This is a genomic window from Pseudothioclava nitratireducens (assembly GCF_029210495.1).
In the GTDB taxonomy this organism is placed as follows: domain Bacteria; phylum Pseudomonadota; class Alphaproteobacteria; order Rhodobacterales; family Rhodobacteraceae; genus Pseudothioclava; species Pseudothioclava nitratireducens.
In genome coordinates this window covers 26,138-44,352 of sequence record NZ_JARGDK010000013.1, presented here as the reverse complement: position 1 = coordinate 44,352, position 18,215 = coordinate 26,138, and the positions used below count along the sequence as shown (strand labels likewise).

General features: G+C 64.7%; 16 protein-coding genes. 7 read left to right on the top strand and 9 right to left on the bottom strand.

The window, feature by feature from the left end:
- Nucleotides 1–146: 146 nt before the first annotated feature.
- Complete coding sequence (locus P0X85_RS13465) at nucleotides 147–1,265, top strand: nucleotidyltransferase family protein (RefSeq protein ID WP_275814347.1); 1,119 nt, start codon at nucleotides 147–149, stop codon at nucleotides 1,263–1,265.
- Complete coding sequence (locus P0X85_RS13460) at nucleotides 1,262–2,245, top strand: glycosyltransferase family 2 protein (RefSeq protein ID WP_275814343.1); 984 nt, start codon at nucleotides 1,262–1,264, stop codon at nucleotides 2,243–2,245. The genes P0X85_RS13465 and P0X85_RS13460 overlap by 4 nt, the downstream gene beginning before the upstream one ends.
- A gap of 5 nt (nucleotides 2,246–2,250) precedes the next feature.
- Here the strand turns inward: P0X85_RS13460 and P0X85_RS13455 are convergent, their stop codons facing one another.
- From P0X85_RS13455 to P0X85_RS13445, 3 genes are all read right to left on the bottom strand, one after another.
- On the bottom strand, nucleotides 2,251–3,462 hold the full coding sequence (locus P0X85_RS13455) for a polysaccharide biosynthesis/export family protein (RefSeq protein WP_275814340.1): 1,212 nt from the start codon (nucleotides 3,460–3,462) through the stop codon (nucleotides 2,251–2,253).
- Nucleotides 3,459–4,061 carry a sugar transferase gene (locus P0X85_RS13450; protein WP_275814337.1) on the bottom strand — a complete coding sequence of 201 codons (603 nt, stop codon included), beginning with the start codon at nucleotides 4,059–4,061 and terminating at the stop codon, nucleotides 3,459–3,461. The genes P0X85_RS13455 and P0X85_RS13450 overlap by 4 nt, the downstream gene beginning before the upstream one ends.
- Before the next feature lie 382 nt (nucleotides 4,062–4,443).
- Nucleotides 4,444–5,577, bottom strand: a complete 1,134-nt coding sequence (locus P0X85_RS13445) for a glycosyltransferase family 2 protein (protein WP_275814334.1) — start codon at nucleotides 5,575–5,577, stop codon at nucleotides 4,444–4,446.
- Between the two features lie 218 nt (nucleotides 5,578–5,795).
- On the opposite strand from P0X85_RS13445, the gene P0X85_RS13440 reads away from it, so the two are divergent.
- Together P0X85_RS13440 and P0X85_RS13435 are read left to right on the top strand one after the other, a co-directional pair.
- Nucleotides 5,796–6,266, top strand: a complete 471-nt coding sequence (locus P0X85_RS13440; RefSeq protein WP_275814332.1) for an oligosaccharide flippase family protein — start codon at nucleotides 5,796–5,798, stop codon at nucleotides 6,264–6,266.
- Complete coding sequence (locus tag P0X85_RS13435) at nucleotides 6,263–7,291, top strand: oligosaccharide flippase family protein (RefSeq protein WP_275814329.1); 1,029 nt, start codon at nucleotides 6,263–6,265, stop codon at nucleotides 7,289–7,291. Before P0X85_RS13440 ends, P0X85_RS13435 begins: the two co-directional genes overlap by 4 nt.
- 4 nt (nucleotides 7,292–7,295) lie before the next feature.
- On the opposite strand, the gene P0X85_RS13430 is transcribed toward P0X85_RS13435, so the two are convergent.
- Entirely contained in the window at nucleotides 7,296–7,985 is a 690-nt protein-coding gene (locus tag P0X85_RS13430; RefSeq protein ID WP_275814325.1) for a sulfotransferase family 2 domain-containing protein, read from the bottom strand.
- A 179-nt stretch (nucleotides 7,986–8,164) separates the two neighbouring features.
- On the opposite strand from P0X85_RS13430, the gene P0X85_RS13425 reads away from it, so the two are divergent.
- A complete protein-coding gene (locus tag P0X85_RS13425) occupies nucleotides 8,165–9,418 on the top strand; it encodes a glycosyltransferase family protein (RefSeq protein ID WP_275814322.1) in 1,254 nt (417 codons plus the stop codon).
- Nucleotides 9,415–10,251 (top strand): sulfotransferase family protein, encoded by an 837-nt coding sequence (locus P0X85_RS13420; protein WP_275814319.1) that lies wholly within the window; start codon nucleotides 9,415–9,417, stop codon nucleotides 10,249–10,251. Before P0X85_RS13425 ends, P0X85_RS13420 begins: the two co-directional genes overlap by 4 nt.
- Here P0X85_RS13420 and P0X85_RS13415 read toward each other — a convergent pair.
- The 5 genes from P0X85_RS13415 to speB form a co-directional block, all read right to left on the bottom strand.
- Complete coding sequence (locus P0X85_RS13415; protein WP_275814316.1) at nucleotides 10,248–12,575, bottom strand: Tex family protein; 2,328 nt, start codon at nucleotides 12,573–12,575, stop codon at nucleotides 10,248–10,250. The genes P0X85_RS13420 and P0X85_RS13415 overlap by 4 nt on opposite strands.
- Nucleotides 12,576–12,651: 76 nt before the next feature.
- Complete coding sequence (locus tag P0X85_RS13410) at nucleotides 12,652–14,265, bottom strand: FMN-binding glutamate synthase family protein (protein WP_275814313.1); 1,614 nt, start codon at nucleotides 14,263–14,265, stop codon at nucleotides 12,652–12,654.
- Between the two features lie 113 nt (nucleotides 14,266–14,378).
- The gene (locus P0X85_RS13405) at nucleotides 14,379–15,443 is read right to left on the bottom strand and encodes a DUF475 domain-containing protein (RefSeq protein ID WP_275814310.1); all 1,065 of its coding nucleotides are present in this window, start codon (nucleotides 15,441–15,443) and stop codon (nucleotides 14,379–14,381) included.
- 116 nt (nucleotides 15,444–15,559) lie between these two features.
- Nucleotides 15,560–15,979 carry a DUF1499 domain-containing protein gene (locus P0X85_RS13400; RefSeq protein ID WP_275814307.1) on the bottom strand — a complete coding sequence of 140 codons (420 nt, stop codon included), beginning with the start codon at nucleotides 15,977–15,979 and terminating at the stop codon, nucleotides 15,560–15,562.
- Nucleotides 15,976–16,941: an agmatinase gene (gene speB, locus P0X85_RS13395; protein ID WP_275814305.1), complete on the bottom strand. Its 966-nt coding sequence runs from the start codon at nucleotides 16,939–16,941 to the stop codon at nucleotides 15,976–15,978. The genes P0X85_RS13400 and speB overlap by 4 nt, the downstream gene beginning before the upstream one ends.
- A 189-nt stretch (nucleotides 16,942–17,130) precedes the next feature.
- Between speB and P0X85_RS13390 the strand changes: the two genes are divergently transcribed.
- On the top strand, nucleotides 17,131–18,177 hold the full coding sequence (locus P0X85_RS13390; RefSeq protein ID WP_275814302.1) for a cytochrome-c peroxidase: 1,047 nt from the start codon (nucleotides 17,131–17,133) through the stop codon (nucleotides 18,175–18,177).
- The last annotated feature ends 38 nt before the right edge of the window (nucleotides 18,178–18,215 follow it).

The window sequence follows — 18,215 nt, the reverse complement described above, 5'->3', positions numbered from 1 at the left end:
TAAATATCGACCATTTTTTGAGCAGGCATTTTATTATTTTTCCGCACCCTGAGCGATTCGTTGCCGAGACGGTTGATTCTCCCGGCGGGTCTCTGCCTTTATGGGGCGTGAAGCCGCAGGTCCGGCGGCCAGACGGAGAGCAGGTATTGACCTTTGACCCCGCCCAGTTTCGACGCTTCGAGGGACAATCGTTCGAACGCGAGGCACAGGTCGTTCTGGACGCGGTCGGCGCGCGGTTCGGCGCGCCGCCATCAGCGCCGCCCGACGGGATCGATCCTGAATTCGTGTTTCATATTGCCCGGCTGAACAAGGTCATCCTGTTCCTGCCCGAAGAACCGCAAAGCTGGCCCGCAAGCTGCGCCGCCCTGCCGCAGCGGATCGCGCAGACGCGCTTGCGGGTCATGATGGGCAATCACGCCGCCCTGCGTGCCGGGTTCGAGGCTTCGCAACATCTCACCGAGGCCGGCATTGCGCATCTGCAATTCAAGGGGCCGTTGCAGCAGGTCGCCCTGTATGGTGACCCGTTGCGCAAACCTGCTGGCGATATCGACCTGCTGGTTGCCCCGCGCGATCGGCATCGCGCGCGCGCCGTGCTTGAGCGGCTCGGATATCGCCCCACCGAGGCGGCGATGGCCTCTTGGTGGTCGCGTTTTCTGAGCGAGGTGCATCTGACCCGACCCGGCGACCGGACCGTGATCGACCTCCATCACGGGGTGCAACAACCCGGTCTGCCACGCCCACACGCGCTGCAAGGATTCATCGACCGCCGCGAGATCATGACATTTCAGGGGGCAGCCTGTCCCGTGTTGTCGCCCGGCGATCGCGGGTTGATCGCGGCGATCAGCGTGGCCAAGGCGTTTCTGGCGCATGAGCCCTGCCTTGGCGCCCTCGCCGATCTGCGTGCGTCTCACGCAAAGAACGAACCGCAGGACATTGATCTGATTTATGAAAATGCCTCCCAGCATGGGTTAGCGGAAACCCTGTGCTTCGCACGTCACGCGGCGGATGCCTGCTTTGGAACGCGGCTCGCCCGGCACCCCTCACCCTTACCCGATTTGACGTCGCAGAGCTTGCGCGAGATGTTGATCACCCCGTGGAAACCCGGCCTGCCCTGGCCACGGCGACGGCGGCTGCTCTGGGCACTCTGCGGACCCTCACCGCTGCGCTATCTGCGCGAAGCCGGGCGCTCCGCGCTTTCGATCCTGTATCATGGCGCCCTGCAAAGGCAAAACCGCCGGGCAAATTCCGAGGGGTCAGCCGGATGACGGGACCGGTCTGCGTCATCATCACTGCGCGCAATGCCGCCGCGACGATCGCGGACGCGGTGCGCTCGGCTCTGGCAGAACCCGAAGTGAGCGAGCTGGTGCTGGTCGATGATGCGTCACAAGATGACACCGCCGCGCGCGCCAAATCCGCGGCAGAGGGCGATGACAGGCTGCGCATTCTTCAGGAAACGCAGAATATCGGCCCCGCGCGGGCCCGCAATCACGCCATCGACGCGTCGAACGCACCGTTTCTCGCAATTCTCGATGCCGACGATTACCTGCTGCCAGGTCGCTTTGCCGCGTTATTGACAGCCCCCGCGTTCGACATGGTCGCGGATAACATCGTCTTCGTTCCTGACGAGCGCCCCGGCATCGTCACCCCGTCCGAATTGCCGGACGTGGCGGATCACGCCTTTCAGGCGCTCGACCTCGCAGAGTTCATCGCCGGAAACATTCCCGCGCCAGGCATTGCGCGGGGCGAGTTGGGATTCCTCAAGCCATTGATTTCGCGCGATTTTCTGGATCGCCACGGGTTGCGCTATGACCCCGCGCTCTGGCTTGGAGAGGATTACGATCTCTATGTGCGCATGCTTGCCAAAGGCGCGCGGTTCCAGTTGAGCCGTCAGCTTGGCTATGCCGCCCGCGTGCGATCGAATTCTCTGAGCGGGCAGCATCGCACCGCCGATCTGGCGGCGCTCTTGCGCGCTACGCAAACGCATCGGGCGTTGCGCGACCTGCACCCGAGCGAGCGACATGCAATGCGGGCACATCGCGACCATCTGCGCGATCGCTACCTGCTGCGCGCCTTTCTGGATCGCAAGCGCGATTTGGGCCTGCTGCGCGCGCTGCTCTTTGCCCTCGCCCCGCCGCAGAACTTTCTGCCCATCGCCAAAGGGATCGCCCGCGACAAATTCGGGCGCCATCGCCGCGCACAGCAACCATCACAGCCAGATCGGCGCTACCTTTTACCAATAGAATAAATCGCTTAGCCCTGATCTTCCGGGTTGCGCAGGGTGACCTCCAAGAGGTCGCCGGGCAGAAGCGCCGTGTCGAGTGCGTCCGTCAGGATCTCGACATCCCCCGCCATCATACGCCGGATCGTCACCTCCAGCGTCTTCGACCAGTCGCCCGCCGACGCCTGCATCATCATCACGCTGCGCTGCTGCGCGATCCGTCGATTCCGGGTTTCAGCCAGGGATTGCTCGGTCTCCTGAAGCGAAACCAAGAGCGATGCCGACCGGCCCTCGACCCGCTCCAACCGGTCGGTTTCCGCCGTCGCAAGGTTCTGTTTCGCGCGCAAAATCGCCGTTTGGGTATCGAGCAACTGCGTCTCGAGCGTGGCAAGCATCTGCTCGGCATCGAACAGCCGCGCATTCACCGTCAGCCCCCGCTGCGCAAGGCTCTCCATCGCCTGCTTCTGATCCGCGGCAAGCTCCATGCGATGTGTGAGCGACTGAACTTTTGCCTCCAATGCATTGATTTCATTAGACAGAAGATCTCGACGCCCATCTATCAGCGCAATCTCGCGGGCATTCTGATCCCGGTGAAGCCGCAGCAGCTCTTCCTCCTGCTGGCGCAAGGTCTCGCCGCGCCCCCCCGCGCGCATCGCCTCGGGTTCAAGCTGATCGGCCCCGGAAATCTCGGCCCGGAGCCGCGCGGCGCGAAGCATCAACCCGTCTTCACGGTCGCGCAGAATCGCCAGTTGGGTTTCGGCCTCCAGCCGCTCCTCGGGACTGCGCGGCCCCAAAGCCCCGGCAAAACCGACGCCGCCCGCCCGCGCAATCGCATGGCGCGCCGTCATCCCGACCTCGAACGGCACATCCCCCGGCGCCCGGATCTCGCCGGTGATCATCACCGGGCTGCGCGCATTCAGAGAAACCGCCGTCGCAGGCAAATCGGGCAGCGCGAAACGTTGAAACAGCGCCTCGGAAATCTCCTGCGCAAGCGCTTCGGTGCTGCGCCCCGCAGCGGGCAGCGTGCCGACAAAAGGAATGGTTACTGTGCCATCGGCGGCAACGGTGTAAGCATCTGCAATTGCTGACCAATCCTTGATTTCACCTTCAAGCGGAAGCCATTCCATCACCCGCAGACGCAACTGATCCGAGGGCAGGATATCGCTCGGGCCAGCATGGACAGGCCCGGCGGCGATCGCAATCGCCAGCGCGGTTGCCCGCGCCAAACCGAAATCGCGACTCAATGCGCCCCGCGCGAGAAGACGACCGCAGGAATGGTGCGCAGAATAACCCAGATATCCAGCAGGGCGCTCCAGCGCGACACATAGAAACGGTCAAGTTTCACACGATACCGGTAGGTGGTTTCCGAGCGACCAGAAACCTGCCAAAGTCCCGTCAGACCCGGACGCGCGCGCATGTAATGGCCGGCGGAGGCGGCGTATTTCTCCAACTCATCCCGCACCACCGGACGCGGCCCGACAAGGCTCATCTCGCCGGTGATCACATTGAAAAGCTGCGGCAGTTCATCGAGCGACAGCTTGCGCAGCACGGCACCAACGGGGGTCACACGCGGGTCATGGCGCAGCTTGCGCTCGCTCTCCCAGATCATCCGGTCGGCCGGGTTCTTGCGGAAATGCGCCTCGAGAACGGCATCCCCATCGAGCACCATCGAGCGGAATTTCCAGCATTTGAATTCACGCCCGCCAAAGCCCACGCGGCTATGCCCGTAAAATGCCGGACCGGGGCTTGTTAATTTCACAAGCATATATAGGCCGAGCATCAACGGCAGTAAAAATGGCACGGCCAGAACAACCAAAGTAATATCCATGATGCGCTTGATCATTCCACCAGTCGGAGGAGCTTTCTGAGCGCGCGATTTACGATCTTGGACAAAAACAGGTTGGGCGACCGCAGTCTCGAAATTGCGGATAAATTCCACTGTCATTTAGCGTCTCCCAGGGGTTCAAATCTCTTCGACGTTCCGCACTCGCAAAGTCACTGTCGTCCCCCTGCCCCAGGGTCGATTTGACGCATTTCCGTCAGTTCTTTTGTGTTGTTAACACTCTATTAAACTTTTGACCGTTTGATCATGTCAGCCGTGTGAAAAGGCGTAAACGACCTATCTTTCTGGGTAGTTTCGTCGTTTTTGCCCAAATTTTGGGCGAATTGTGGCATTTTTCGGACATGTTACATGCAAGAACGTGCCCTTACGTCAGGCAAGCCCCTCACGAGAAGGGAATCAGGAAGCGCATGATTCGGGCGCTCTGAAGCCATTCCCGCCGCTGTAACGCACGGCGCAATTGCCACCGCGTGCTGCGTTGCAGAACCCGCAAGATCTGTTGTCCGCGCGGGCCACAGCGCGACAAATCCCTGAGCGCCAAGCGCACCGCCGGATCGTCGAACAATTCCGGCGCACCAAGCGGCGAGGTCGTGGACCGATGCAGCAGAGCGATCTCGGCCGGCGAAAACGGTCCCGTATCGCGCAGCACCGCGTCCCGCCAGGTCGGGAGGGCCTCGATCCACATGCGCTGGCGCGCCATCACGCAGCCGCGCTTGATCGCAGCCAGACGCGGACGCGCCTCGGGCGCGGTGCCCTGCCACTGAACGGGATCGAACAGCTCCGCATCATCGAGATCGGCCAGAAGCGCACTGAAAATCCGGTGATTGAAGACCTTCCAGCGATCCGCGTTCTGTTGCGCCGCGAAACGCTCGCCCGCACTGCCCCGCGCGCCCTTGTGCTCGCGATGCAGGAAGGCAAGCTCCGGCAGAACCCGCCCGCGGTGATGCCGCGCGATGCGAAGGATCATCTCGTAATCCTGCGAGCGCGTCAGATCGGTGCGAAACGGCCCGACCCGGTCATAGACCGCACGCCGCACCATCAGACCGGGCTGAAAGATGTGGCACCCTTCCAGCAGATCGGGAAAGATCTCGTCGGGCTGCGAGGGACGCCAATAGCCCGGCGCGCGATGGTCGCGCCCCCCGGTTTTCGGGTTCACCTCGAAATCCTCGTGCCGGCCCGCGCAGAAATCGAGCCCCGGATCGGCCTCGAGCGCGCCCGCGAGCCGCGCGCAGGTTTCGGGCAGGATCAGGTCGTCATCATCATTGATCCAGATGAGATCGCCCCGCGCCCGCGCCAACCCGTCATTGAGCGCCGCCGCCTTTCCGGCGTTCTGCTTGCGCAGCACCGTGATCCGCTCGCCATAACCGGCCAGCACCTCGGGCGTGGCGTCTTCAGAGCCGTCGTCAATGACGATGATCTCGTCGGGCAGGCGCGTCTGGCCCAGCAAACTGTCCAGCGTCTCGCCGATCAGCCCCGCCCGGTTGAAGGTCGGCAGCAGCACCGTCACGCGCTGGTTCATCGTGGCTCCCTTCGCCTTATGCTGCGGCCAGCCTGCCGCAAGCCCCCCGCTATCGCAACCGGCACGCGCGCGGTCTGCCGCCACCCCCCGGAGATTGCACGATTTTTGTGCAGGCGACGTGACAATCCGGGCGCGTGGCAGATCGGGCATTTCTTTCGTCTCCAACCTGCGCTTAGCTGGACCCGAGGCCCCGCGAGGGGCCGTATCGAGGGATAGGCATGGGCCTTGGAGGCAAGACGGCACGCGGCGCCGCGATCAATATCGTCGCGATTCTGGCGCGGCAGGGCATCCAGTTCCTGATCGTGCTGCCGATCCTCGCCCGGCTTCTGGGGCCCGAGGCGTTCGGGCTGATTGCGATGGCGATGACGCTGGTCGCGTTCCTGACGCTGTTCAATGATGTCGGCCTGTCGACGGCGCTGGTGCGCGCGGATGCACCGTCGGACCGGCTGTGGTCGTCGGCCTTCTGGATCAATGCCGGGATGGGCGTGGCGATGGGGGCTGTCGCGCTTCTCAGTGCGCCCTGGCTCGCCGCCTTTTATGCCCGTCCCGAGGTCGCGCCGCTCGCGCAGGCGATGGCGGTGGTGATGGTGCTGCATGCGATGACGCTTGCGCCGATTGCATGGCTGCAACGCGAATACCGCTTCACCCAGATCGCCATGATCGACACCGCTTCACCCAGATCGCCATGATCGACATTGCCTCTGCCATTGGTTCGGCGGCGGTGGCGATCGCCATGGGGCTTGCGGGGTTTGGGGTCTGGGCGCTGGTCGGGCAACAGATCGCGGTGCCGATGATCAAGCTGGCGGGCGCGCTGGCGCTCTCCAAGGCACCGCTCGGCGCGGGGTTCGACTGGGCAGGCATCCGCGCGATCTTGCCGTTTTCGCTGCATCTGACAGGGTCGAGCATCGTCGGTTATCTGAACCGGCAGGCCGATAACCTGCTGGTCGGGCGCTATCTGGGCGCGGAGTGGCTGGGCTTTTACGGGCGCGCCTATCAGATCAAGCAACTGCCGGTGCAAACGCTTTCGCAAGGGGCGAATTTCGCGCTCTACCCGGCAATGGCAAGCGTCAAACACGACCTGCCGCGGCTCGGGCGGATGTATCTGCGGCTTCTGGCGCTCATCGGGCTGGTGACGATCCCCCTCATGGCGGGGCTGGCGAGCGTGGCCGAGCCCTTCGTGCGGGTTCTGCTCGGCCCGCGCTGGACCGAGATGGCCCCGACGCTCGCCTTCCTGTGCCTCGCGGGCGGCGTTCAGGCGATCAACGGGACCGCGCAGGTGCTCTGGAAAGCCCTTGGCGAGGCCCATCGGTTGATGCAATGGGCCTTGATCCGGCTCGGCTTCTTCCTGCCTGCTTTTGCTTTCGGGGTGTGGATGGGCTCGACCGCATGGCTGGCCGGGGCCTATCTGGCCGCGCAGGTCGTGCTGTTCCTGCCCTATCACGCGCAGGTCCAGCGCAGGCTTGGGCAGTCTTTGGGGGATGTTCTGCGCGTGCTGGCCCCGGCGACGGTCGCCTCGACGGTGATGGTCACGGCGGTGATCGGCGCGGATCGCGGCTTCGAGATGGCGACGCTCGCCCCGGTTCTGCGGCTCAGTCTGCTGGTCGGGCTTGGGCTGGCGGTGTTCGCGCTCGTCATGGCGACGCTGTTTCGCGCGCAACTCATGGACAGCCTGCGCGAGCTGCGCCACCTGCGCCGGCAACGTGGCGAAGGCTGACGCCCTAGCCCTTGCTGTAACCGAACTCGGTGAAATCCTCATCGAACAGAGTGTCGATCAGCGCCCGCGCCTCCTCTGACAACAGTTCACGCGAAGCCCCCGCCGGTTTCGTCGCATTGGCCTTGGGCAACGCCGCCGCAACCCCGATCCGGGCCGCAATCGAGGGCCAGTCCTGGTCGATCTCTTCGAGTTTGGCGATATGATCCACGATGATCTTGCCGCGCGCGTCGGTGATCCAGTGGATGCAGGGCGCAAACATCAGCGGCTGGTCGTAGTAGGCCGGGTCTTTCTCACCATAGGCGCGCAGCACCCAGTCGTTGAGCGGGATCGGCGCCGCGCCCAGCCCGGTCTGGTTCGTCTTGATCCGGTAGCGGTAATGCGAACACACCTTGTCATAGGGGTGACGCACCACGGCAAAGGTGAACATCTGCGCCCAGCGATCCGCGCCGATCCTGTCGCGCCGCTCCAGCGCCGTGTCGTGAATCTTCGGCAGACCGAGCGCGCGCTCGACCGAGGTGCCGCCGCATTTGTTGATATGCACGAAAGAGAACGTCCCCGCCCGGCGCTGCTGTCGCAGATAGGTCTCCTGCGGGCTTTGCGGGCGCCCGGCCAGCAATCGCGCCACATCGAGCGCGGGCTCGGGCACGAGACGCTTGACGAAATGCAGCATGGTGCGGAGCTCCTTCGGGGTCATCTCTCAAGCCTAAGTCTGGCGGCGATTCTGTCACGCGGAAAAGACAGCCCGCCCTGCGCCGCGCGGATTTGCCCCCAGAGCGGCCCGTTTCGCGCATTTTTGCTCATGATTTGGGCAGTTTGGGCGGTTTTGCGCGCGACATAGGGGTTACCCCCGCGCCCGGCGCCCGGTTTTCGGGCATGGGCTTTCTTTTTCATCCCCCTGTCGTCACCCTGACCCAGACCGATCCCGACCAAGGAGCAGCGCAGACGCATCCCGGCATGACCGATCTCGTGATCATCACCGATCCCCGTTTCATGGGCGGCACCGCGGCGGCTGTTGTGACCGATATCCGGGCGCTGGCGGCGTATGGTCTGCGGGTGGGGCTGTGCCTGCACCGCTCGGAGGGATTTTTTCAGCCCGGCGATGGCGTCAATCCCGCGCTTGAGGCCCTGTGCGATCTCGAGGGCGTCACGCGGGTCTCGGCAGGCGCGCCGATCCGCGCGCAGGCCGCACTGTTTCACAACCCGCAGGTTTTCCAGAGCGCAACCGGCCATGCTCCGAGGATCGCGGCGGAGCGCGCCTTCATGATCGCCCATCACCCGCCGATCCTCGGCAATGGCGCGCTGTGCTACGATCCGCTTCAGGTGACCCGCGCGATCCGGCGCGATTTCGGGCTGCGCCCCGACTGGGTGCCGATCTCGGGGCTGCTGCGCGCGCAGTTGGAGAGCTTCGCGCCGCTTATCAGGATCACGCCCGAGGACTGGCCCAACAGTTTCGACACTGCGACCTGGCGCCCGACCCGCCCACGGCTGACGGGGCCGGTGCTGACCATCGGGCGGCACGGGCGCGCGCATCCCGACAAATGGCCCGCGCGCGGGCGCGACATCGCGGCCAGCCTGCCCGCCGATGCGCAGACGCGGGTCCGGGTGCTGGGCGCTGACCCGGCATTCTTCGCGCGCCATGGCGTCGATACGAGCGCCTGGGACATCCTGCCCTTCAACGCCGAGCCGGTACGCGACTTTCTCGATAGTCTCGACGTGTTTTCCTATTTTCACGCCCCGATCTGGCGCGAGGCCTTTGGGCGCACCGTGGCGGAGGCGATGCTGATGGAGACCCGCTGTATCCTTGACCAGAGCCTGCGCCCGACCTTTGGCCCGCATGCGCTTTATGGCCGCCCCGACGAGGTGCCCGCGCTTATCGCGCATATCCGCGCCCATCCCGACCAGCACCGCACCCCCGCGAAAGACGCCGGTGACTGGTGCCGCCAGAGTTTTTCGGCGCAAGACATCGCGGCCCGCTATCAGCGCCTGCTGGCCACGCCCGCGACGCGCGGGCGTCCCGCTCAAGGCGAGATGCCGCCCCATATCCTTGCGCGCAAATGGCTGGGCTTTCACCGCCGCCGCCGCGCGTCCACGGCCGCAACGGCCCCGCAGACAGGAGCCGACAGATGAGCATGCCCCCCCTCTTCATCGTCGGTGCGCCGCGCTCCGGGAACACGCTCACCCGGCGGGTTCTGATGGCCTCCGGGCAGATCTACATCCCGCCCGAGACCTATGTGATCGGCGAGATCATCGAGCGCTGGCCGCGCTGGTTCTGGCTGAGTTGGCGCGAGAAAGTCTGGCTGCTTTGCGCCTATTTCGACCGCCACAAACACCGCGCCGATCTGGATATCGAAAGCTTTTCGCCCTTCGCCGATGATGCAATCACATGGCCCAAGGCGCGTCAGACACTGCCAGCGCTGTTCGACGCGCTCTATGCCTTCATGGGGCGCGAGCACGGCTACCCGGCGGCGCGCTGGGGCGACAAGACGCCGTGGAACACGATGCATCTGCGCGGCATCGTCAGGCGCTATCCGCAGGCATGGTATCTGCATCTGATCCGCGACGGGCGCGACGCGGTGGCCTCGCAGATCAAGGCGGATATGCGCGACCTGAGCGGCTCGGCGGAGAGGTGGGTGGTGGCGAACCGGGCCTGCCTCAAGCACCTGCCCAAGGGTCCGCGCACACTGGCGATGCGCTATGAGGACCTTGTGCGGGACCCCGAAGAGAGTTTCGCGCGGATCTTCGACTGGGCGGGCCTGCGGTTTGAGCCGCGCTTCCTGACCGAGATGCCGCAGAAGCTTGGCGATGTGGGCGTGCATGCCCATCACGCGCAAGTCCTGCGCCCGATCACGCCGGATTCGATCGGGAAATGGCGCCAGAGCCTCTCACCCGAGGCCCTGACCCAGCTCTCCCCCGAGTTCCGCAAGATGATGGCCGAGCTTTCCTACCAAATGGCGGATTAACGCCGCTTCATCGCATCCATCAGCGCCGCGCCAAAGGCCCCGGTGCCGCTCTCCTTGGGCCCTGCCTTCATCGGCCCCTTGGGACCGCGCGGACCTTTGCCGGGGCCCTTGGGGCCAGCCGGAGCGCCGCGCGCCGCACGATCCTCGCGCGCAGACGCCCCGCCATCGCGGCGCATGCTCAGCCCGATCCGGTTGCGCGGAATATCGACCTCGGTCACGGTCACCTTGACCACATCGCCGGCCTTCACCACCTCATGCGGGTCTTTGACGAAACGGTCGGCAAGCTGGCTTACATGGACGAGCCCGTCCTGATGCACGCCGATATCGACGAAGGCGCCAAAGGCCGCGACGTTGGTCACCGTCCCCTCAAGCACCATGCCCGGCTTCAGGTCGCGGATTTCTTCAACCCCGTCGGTGAAGCTCGCGGTTTTGAAGCTCGGGCGCGGGTCACGGCCGGGTTTTTCCAGCTCGGACAGGATATCGCGCACGGTGGGCAACCCAAACCGGTCATCCACAAACTCCTCGGCGCGCAGCTTTTTCAGCGCCGCGCTGTCGCCCATCAGCGCCCGGATATCGCGCCCGCAGGCCGAAACGATCCGGCGTGCCACGTCATAGGCCTCCGGGTGGACCGCCGAGGCGTCGAGCGGCTCGGTGCCGCCTTGGATACGTAAGAACCCCGCCGCCTGCTCAAAGGCGCGCGGCCCCAGACGCGGCACGGACAGCAGGTCCTTGCGCGAGCCGAACGCCCCGTTTGCATCACGATGCGCGACGATCGCTTCGGCAAGGCTCGCCCCCAGACCCGACACATGGGTCAAGAGCGGCGCGGAGGCCGTGTTCAGATCGACGCCAACCGCGTTCACCGCATCCTCGACCACCGCTTCCAGCGTGCGGCTCAGACGGTGCTGATCCACGTCGTGCTGATACTGGCCAACGCCGATGGATTTCGGCTCGATCTTGACCAATTCGGCAAGTGGGTCCTGCAAGCGTCGCGCGATGGACACGGCACCGCGCAGCGACACGTCGAGACCCGGAAACTCCTTCGCGGCCAGTTCCGAGGCCGAATAGACCGACGCACCCGCTTCGGAGACGACAACTTTGGTCGGGGCCTTCACCCCAGCGGGCAGAAGTTTCAGCGTCTCGGCCACCAGCCGCTCGGTCTCGCGGCTGGCGGTGCCGTTGCCGATAGCGATCAGCTCGACGCCATGCCGCTGCACCAGTCCAAGGATCGCCGCCTGCGCGCCGCGCAGATCGTTCTTCGGCTGGAACGGATAGAGCGTCTCGGTCGCCACCAGTTTGCCGGTCGCATCAACCACCGCCGCCTTGACGCCCGTGCGGATGCCCGGATCGAGACCGAGCGTCGGGCGCGCGCCCGCCGGGGCGGCCAGCAGCAGGTCCTTGAGGTTGCGCGCGAAGACGCGGATCGCTTCGTCCTGCGCCCGCGCACGCATCTCGCCCAAGAGATCAAGCATCATCGAAAGCGACAGCTTCACCCGCCACGTCCAGCCCGCGACCCCGCGCAACCAGTCATTGCCCTTGCCCGGCCCGCCCGCATCAAGCGTGGCGGCGACCATGGCTTCGGCCCGCGCCGCGCCCGCCTCGGGCTCGGGGCCAATATCGAGCGTCAGCACCCCTTCATTCGAACCGCGCAGCATCGCCAGCGCGCGGTGCGAGGGGACCGTCGCCCAAGCCTCGCGGTGGTCGAAATAATCCGAGAATTTCGCGCCCTTCTCTTGCTGCCCGTCGATCACCTTGGCGGTCACCAGCGCGTCCTTTTGCAGCCAGCCGCGCAGATCGCCCAGAAGCTGCGCGTTCTCGGTCAGACCCTCGGCGATGATGTCGCGCGCGCCGGTCAACGCCTCCTTCACGCTCGGCACGGCTTCGGTGACAAAGCCTGCCGCCAGCGCCTCGGGGTCGGCGGCACGGTCGGCGAGGATCGCCTCGACCAGCGGCTCCAGCCCGTTCTCGCGCGCGATCATCGCCTTGGTGCGGCGCTTGGGCTTGTAGGGAAGATAGATATCCTCAAGCTCGGCCTTGGTCTCCGCCTTGTGGATTGCCGCCGCCAGATCGTCGGTCAGCTTGTCTTGGCCGCGGATACTCTCGAGGATCGAGGCGCGCCGCGTCTCCAGCTCGCGCAGGTAAGAAAGCCGATCCGCCAAGAGCCGCAACTGCGTATCATCAAGCCCGCCGGTGGCTTCCTTGCGATAGCGCGCAACGAAAGGAACGGTCGCGCCCTCATCGAGAAGCGTCACGGCAGCGGCGACCTGATGCGCCCCCGCGCCGATATCCTGAGCGATGGTCGAGAGAATGCGTTGCGTGCTGTCCAAGGGGGCCTCCGGCAATGTTGGACACCCTCTTTAGCCGCGCCGCGCGGCCCCGCCAAGGGGGCGCGGCGCCCCCGGTTCAGACCCCGTCATCGGGGGGTGCGAAACTCTCGGGATGGGCGCGGTTCCACCGTGACAGGAAGCCAAAGCCCACATCCTCGCCGCGCAAGAGGAACCCCTCGGGCTGGTAGGGATAAACCTCGGAGCCGACCTTCATGTCGCGGTCCTTTTCGCGCACCAAGAGGTGATGCGGCAGGAACTTGCCGGGATGATCGAGCCCGGCGGCCCCCGTCATCTCGCCAAGGGCCTTCATCGTGTTGCGATGGAAGTTATAGACTCGGCGCGATTTGTTCGGCACGACCAGCGCGCGCTGGCGGATCGGGTCTTGCGTCGCAACGCCCACCGGGCAGCGGTTGGTGTGGCACGCCTGCCCCTGAATACAGCCGATCGCAAACATGAAGCCGCGCGCCGAATTCGCCCAGTCCGCGCCGAGTGCGAGGATGCGTGCGATGTCGAAGGCCGTCACCAGCTTACCGGACGCGCCCAGTTTGATCCGGTCCCGGATACCCGCCCCGCGCAGCGTGTTATGCGCGAAGGTCAGCCCCTCGACCAGCGGCATGCCGATATGGTTCGAGAATTCCAGAGGTGCGGCGCCGGTGCCGCCTTCTTTACCGTCCACCACAATGAAATCGGGCGTGATCCCGGTTTGCAGCATCGCCTTGACGATGCACATGAATTCACGCCGGTGGCCGATACAGAGCTTGAAGCCGACCGGTTTGCCGCCCGACAGGTCACGCAATTCCTTGATGAAATAGCACAGCTCCAAAGGTGTCGAAAACGCGGAATGCGAGGCGGGCGAAATGCAGTCCACACCCATCGGCACGTCGCGCGCCTCGGCGATTTCCGGGGTGATCTTGGCCGCCGGAAGCATCCCGCCATGGCCGGGTTTCGCGCCCTGGCTGAGCTTGATTTCGATCATCTTGACCTGCGGCTCCTGCGCAAGAGCCGCGAATTTGTCGGGGTTGAAGCTACCATCGTGGTTGCGGCAGCCGAAATAGCCCGACCCCAGTTCATAGATGAGATCGCCCCCGCCGACCCGATGGTAGCGCGAGATCCCGCCCTCCCCCGTATCATGCGCAAATCCCCCCATCGCCGCGCCGCGATTGAGCGCCTCGATCGCGTTGGCCGAAAGGGAGCCGAAGCTCATTGCCGAGATATTGTAAAGCGAGGCCGAATAGGGTTGCGTGCAATCGGGGCCACCGATCATCACGCGGAAATCCGTGTCCTCGATATGCTTGGGCTGCACCGAATGGGTGATCCACTGATAGCCGGAATCGTAAACCCGCTGCCGGGTGCCGAAGGGCCGCGCATCCTCGACATTCTTGGCACGCTGATAGACGATCGAGCGTTCTTCCCGCGAGAAGGGTTCCTCGTCCTGATCACTTTCGATCAGGTATTGGCGGATCTCGGGGCGGATCCCTTCGAAGAGGAACCGCATATGCCCCATGATCGGGTAGTTGCGCAGCACCGAATGGCGCTTCTGGATCAGGTCATAGATCCCGACTGCGAACAGCCCCGCCGAGACCAGAAACAGCAGCACGAACCAGCCCGAAACCCCGATCAGCCCAAGCGACAGAACCGCCAGCACCGCCGTCACCACGAGCGGCAGGAACCGCATCTGCGCATAAATCATTGCTACCCTCCCGAAAGGCCGAGCGCCTGCCTGACCGGCAGCTTGCGCCCAACCCGTATCATTTGGGTTAAGACTAGCGGGCCGCGCCGGGGTGTCGACCCCCGAATCCGCATTCACCGCAAATGGGCGGCGCCATCGGCCCCAAGCCCCTGCGCCAGACGATTGAACCGCACCGAGGACATCAGCGCGAACCCGATGAAGCCCGCGCCCAGAAGCCCGGTCACGAGTTCCGGGATATGGGCCAGTGTCTGCGCGAACATGATCATCGACAGGATCAGGATCGACCAGAACGCGCCATGTTCGAGATAGCGGAAATGCGCGAGCGTGTTGCGCTCGACCAGCATGATCGTCATCGAACGCACGTAAAGCGCGCCGATGCCAAGGCCGATGGCGATCAGGAACAGGTTATGCGTCAGCGCAAAAGCCCCGATTACCCCGTCGAAACTGAACGAAGCGTCGAGCACTTCAAGATAGAGGAAGGCACCGATCCCGCCCTTCGCCGCCTCGGCCGAGATCGAGGCGCGGTCAAGCACCTGCCCCAGCACCTCGACGGCCAGAAAGGTGACGAGCCCCGCCACGGCCGCAAAGAGAAAGGCCTGCGCCTCGGCCTCGGGCAGGATCGTGGCAAAGAGCAGCGCGATGGACAGCACCAGTCCGATCTCCAGCCCGCGGATCGACGCACAGGCGCGCAGCCTCCGTTCGATGGCGGCGATCCAGTCCACATCCTTGGCGTCGTCGATGAAATAATTGAGCGCCACCATCATCAGGAAGGCGCCCCCGAACCCAGCAATCGAGACATGCGCCCCCTCGATGATCCGGGCATATTCGGCAGGATGGAGCGCGGCGAGACGCAGCGCCTCGATCGGGCCAAGATCGGCGGCCACCACCACGATCAAGAGCGGAAACACGATCCGCATCCCGAAGACCGCAATCACGATCCCCCATGTCAGGAAGCGGCGTTGCCATTCGGGTGTCATGTCGCGCAGCTTGTTGGCGTTCACGATGGCATTGTCGAAGGAAAGCGAGATTTCGAGCACCGCCAGCACCGCCGCGATTGCGAGAAAGGACAGCGCACCGTTGAGCGTATCCGCATAACCCCAGCCCAGCCAGAAGGCGAGCACAAGCCCGAGCAGTGTCAGACCGAAGGGCCAGCGAAAATAGTGAAGGACGGTTTGCATGGCGCACCTCGGGGCTGTCCGCGCCGAGATAAGATGCCGCTCCCCCGCCAACAAGGCAGGCTCCCAAGCCCGCCCGCGCCCGTGCTTTCGGCGCAACAGAGCGGGCCGCCTCGGAGCTAGAGCCCCACCGCCGCCAGCCAGCCCTCGATGCGCCTGCGGTTCACGCCCAGGTCCGAGCGGCCATAGACAAGGTGGCCGTGGATATGGATCTCGCCGGGGCGCAAGAGGACATCGGTAATGTCTGGAAACCCCCAGATCAGCGAGCGCGTGACGTAACGCAGATGCCCCTCGGCCAGTGAACCCTCAAGCAGACGAGTGCGTGGGGTGGCGCGGATCACCGCGTCGAGCCGTGCGGCGGCGTCGGGGTCTTCGGTGCGTAGCGTGGTCCCGAAACCGCCCGGATCGCCCTCGAACTGCGGAAAACGCGGGGCGCGGTCCCCAGGGTCGGCCATCGGCAGCGGCGCGAGCCGGACATAAAGACTCCCCGCCACAGCCAGAGCCGCCAGCCCCAGCAGAAGGATGACGGCCAGCTTCATGCCCCCCTCCGCGTCCAGCCATAGAGCGCGATCAACTCCATTGCGACATGCGCCCCCGCAATCGCCGTGGCCCCGGTCGTGTCATAGGGCGGCGAGACCTCGACCACATCGCCCCCGACAAGGTTGATCCCGGCAAGGCCACGCAGGATCGCTGCCGCCTGCCAACTCGCCAGCCCACCCCAGACGGGCGTGCCGGTGCCCGGCGCGAAGGCGGGATCGAGCCCGTCGATGTCGAAGGTGATATAGGTCGGACGCGCACCCACCACCGCCTTGATCCGCGCGACGGTCTCCGCGACGCCCGCCTGATGCACGAAGGGCGCGTCAAGGATCGTGACGCCCATCGTATCGGGGTTGTCAGTGCGAATACCGACGGACACGGTCGTTTCCGGCGCCACCACGCCCTCGCGGATCGCCTTGTAAAGAAACGTGCCGTGGTCGATCCGTTCGGGGTCGTCATCGACCCAGGTGTCGGAATGGGCATCGAACTGAATGAGCGCGACCGGCCCCAACCGCTCGGCATAGGCGCGCAGGATCGGCAGCGTCAGGAAATGATCGCCGCCAAGCGCGATACTGCCCGCCCCTGCCGCAAGGATGCCCCCGATATGCGCCTGCACCCGACCCGGCACCTCGCGGGTGCTCGCATAATCGAAGGCCATATCGCCATAATCGACGATGGTGAGCGCGCTCATTGGGTCATAGCCCCAGCCATAGGGCGCATCGAACGCCTGAAGCGTGCTCGCCTCGCGGATCGCCCGCGGCCCAAAGCGCGCCCCGGGCCGATGCGTCACCGCCTGATCGAAAGGCAGTCCCGTGATCGCCAGATCGACACCCGAGAGGTCTTTGGTATAGCGCCGCCGAAAGGCGCTAGTCGCACCGGCAAAAGCATTCTCATAGGCCAGCCCGCGCGGGTCCTCGCGGGTAAAAGCCATATCTACTTGATTTTTCGCGTCTTCGAGTGCCATGCGCACCTCCCTTTGGAATATTGCTCGCCCCCTTCGCAGCAAAAATCAAGCGCGTCCCGGACCTCTCGGCGCTAGCGGCTGACAAGATGTCACACCCGGAATTAGAATAGTTCTGATCTAGATCAAATCGCTCACGCCGCCGTGAACTTAGAAGGGTTCCACCTTTCGGAGCTACGGAGGAACAAAGCCATGAAACGGTATCTTGCATCTGCGCTCGCTGTGACGACGATGCTGACCACCCCTGCCCTCGCCGACGATGCGGCGCTGCGTGAAGCGGCGAAAGAATATTTCGAGGCAATCCCGATGAACGCGCCGGCACTGCCGAGCGGTGAAGCCATCACCCGCGAAAAGGTCGATCTGGGCGCAATGCTCTTCTTCGATCCGCGGATGTCCAAATCGGGCCTGTTCTCGTGCCAGTCGTGCCACAACGTGGGCCTTGGCGGGGTTGACGGGCTGGAAACCTCTGTGGGCCACGGCTGGCAGGCCGGTCCGCGCAACGCGCCGACCATGCTCAACGCCGTGTTCAACATCGCGCAGTTCTGGGACGGCCGCGCCGCCGACCTCGCCGAGCAAGCCAAAGGCCCGGTTCAGGCTGGCGTCGAGATGAACAACACCCCCGAGCAGGTCGTGGCAACGCTGACCTCGATGCCGGGCTATGTGGATGCGTTCAAAGCCTCCTTCCCCGGCGAAGAGGACCCGGTCACCTTCGACAACTTCGCCAAGGCGATCGAAGCCTTCGAGGCCACGCTGATCACGCCCAACTCGAAATTCGACCAGTTCCTGATGGGTCAGGACGGCGCGATGGATGAGCAGGAAAAACGCGGTCTGCAAGCCTTCATCGACACCGGCTGCGTGAGCTGCCACAGCGGCATCAACTTCGGCGGCAACGGCTACTACCCGTTCGGCCTGATCGAGAAGCCCGGCGCCGACATCCTGCCGGAAGGCGACCGTGGGCGCTTTGCGGTCACCGAAACCGCCGATGACGAATATGTCTTCCGGGCGGCACCGCTGCGCAACATCGCGATCACCGCGCCCTATTTCCACTCGGGCAAGGTGTGGGATCTGAAAGTGGCCGTCGACATCATGGCGGAATCGCAATTGGGCGAGAAGCTTGACGAAGGCACCATCGACGATATCACCGCCTTCCTCGGCACGCTGACCGGCGAGCAGCCGCAAGTGGTCCACCCGACCTTCCCGGTCTCGACCGCGACCACGCCGAAACCCGCGCCGATGTAATCGGCCCGGCACGTTGTGTCCCAAGGGGGCGTGGGTCT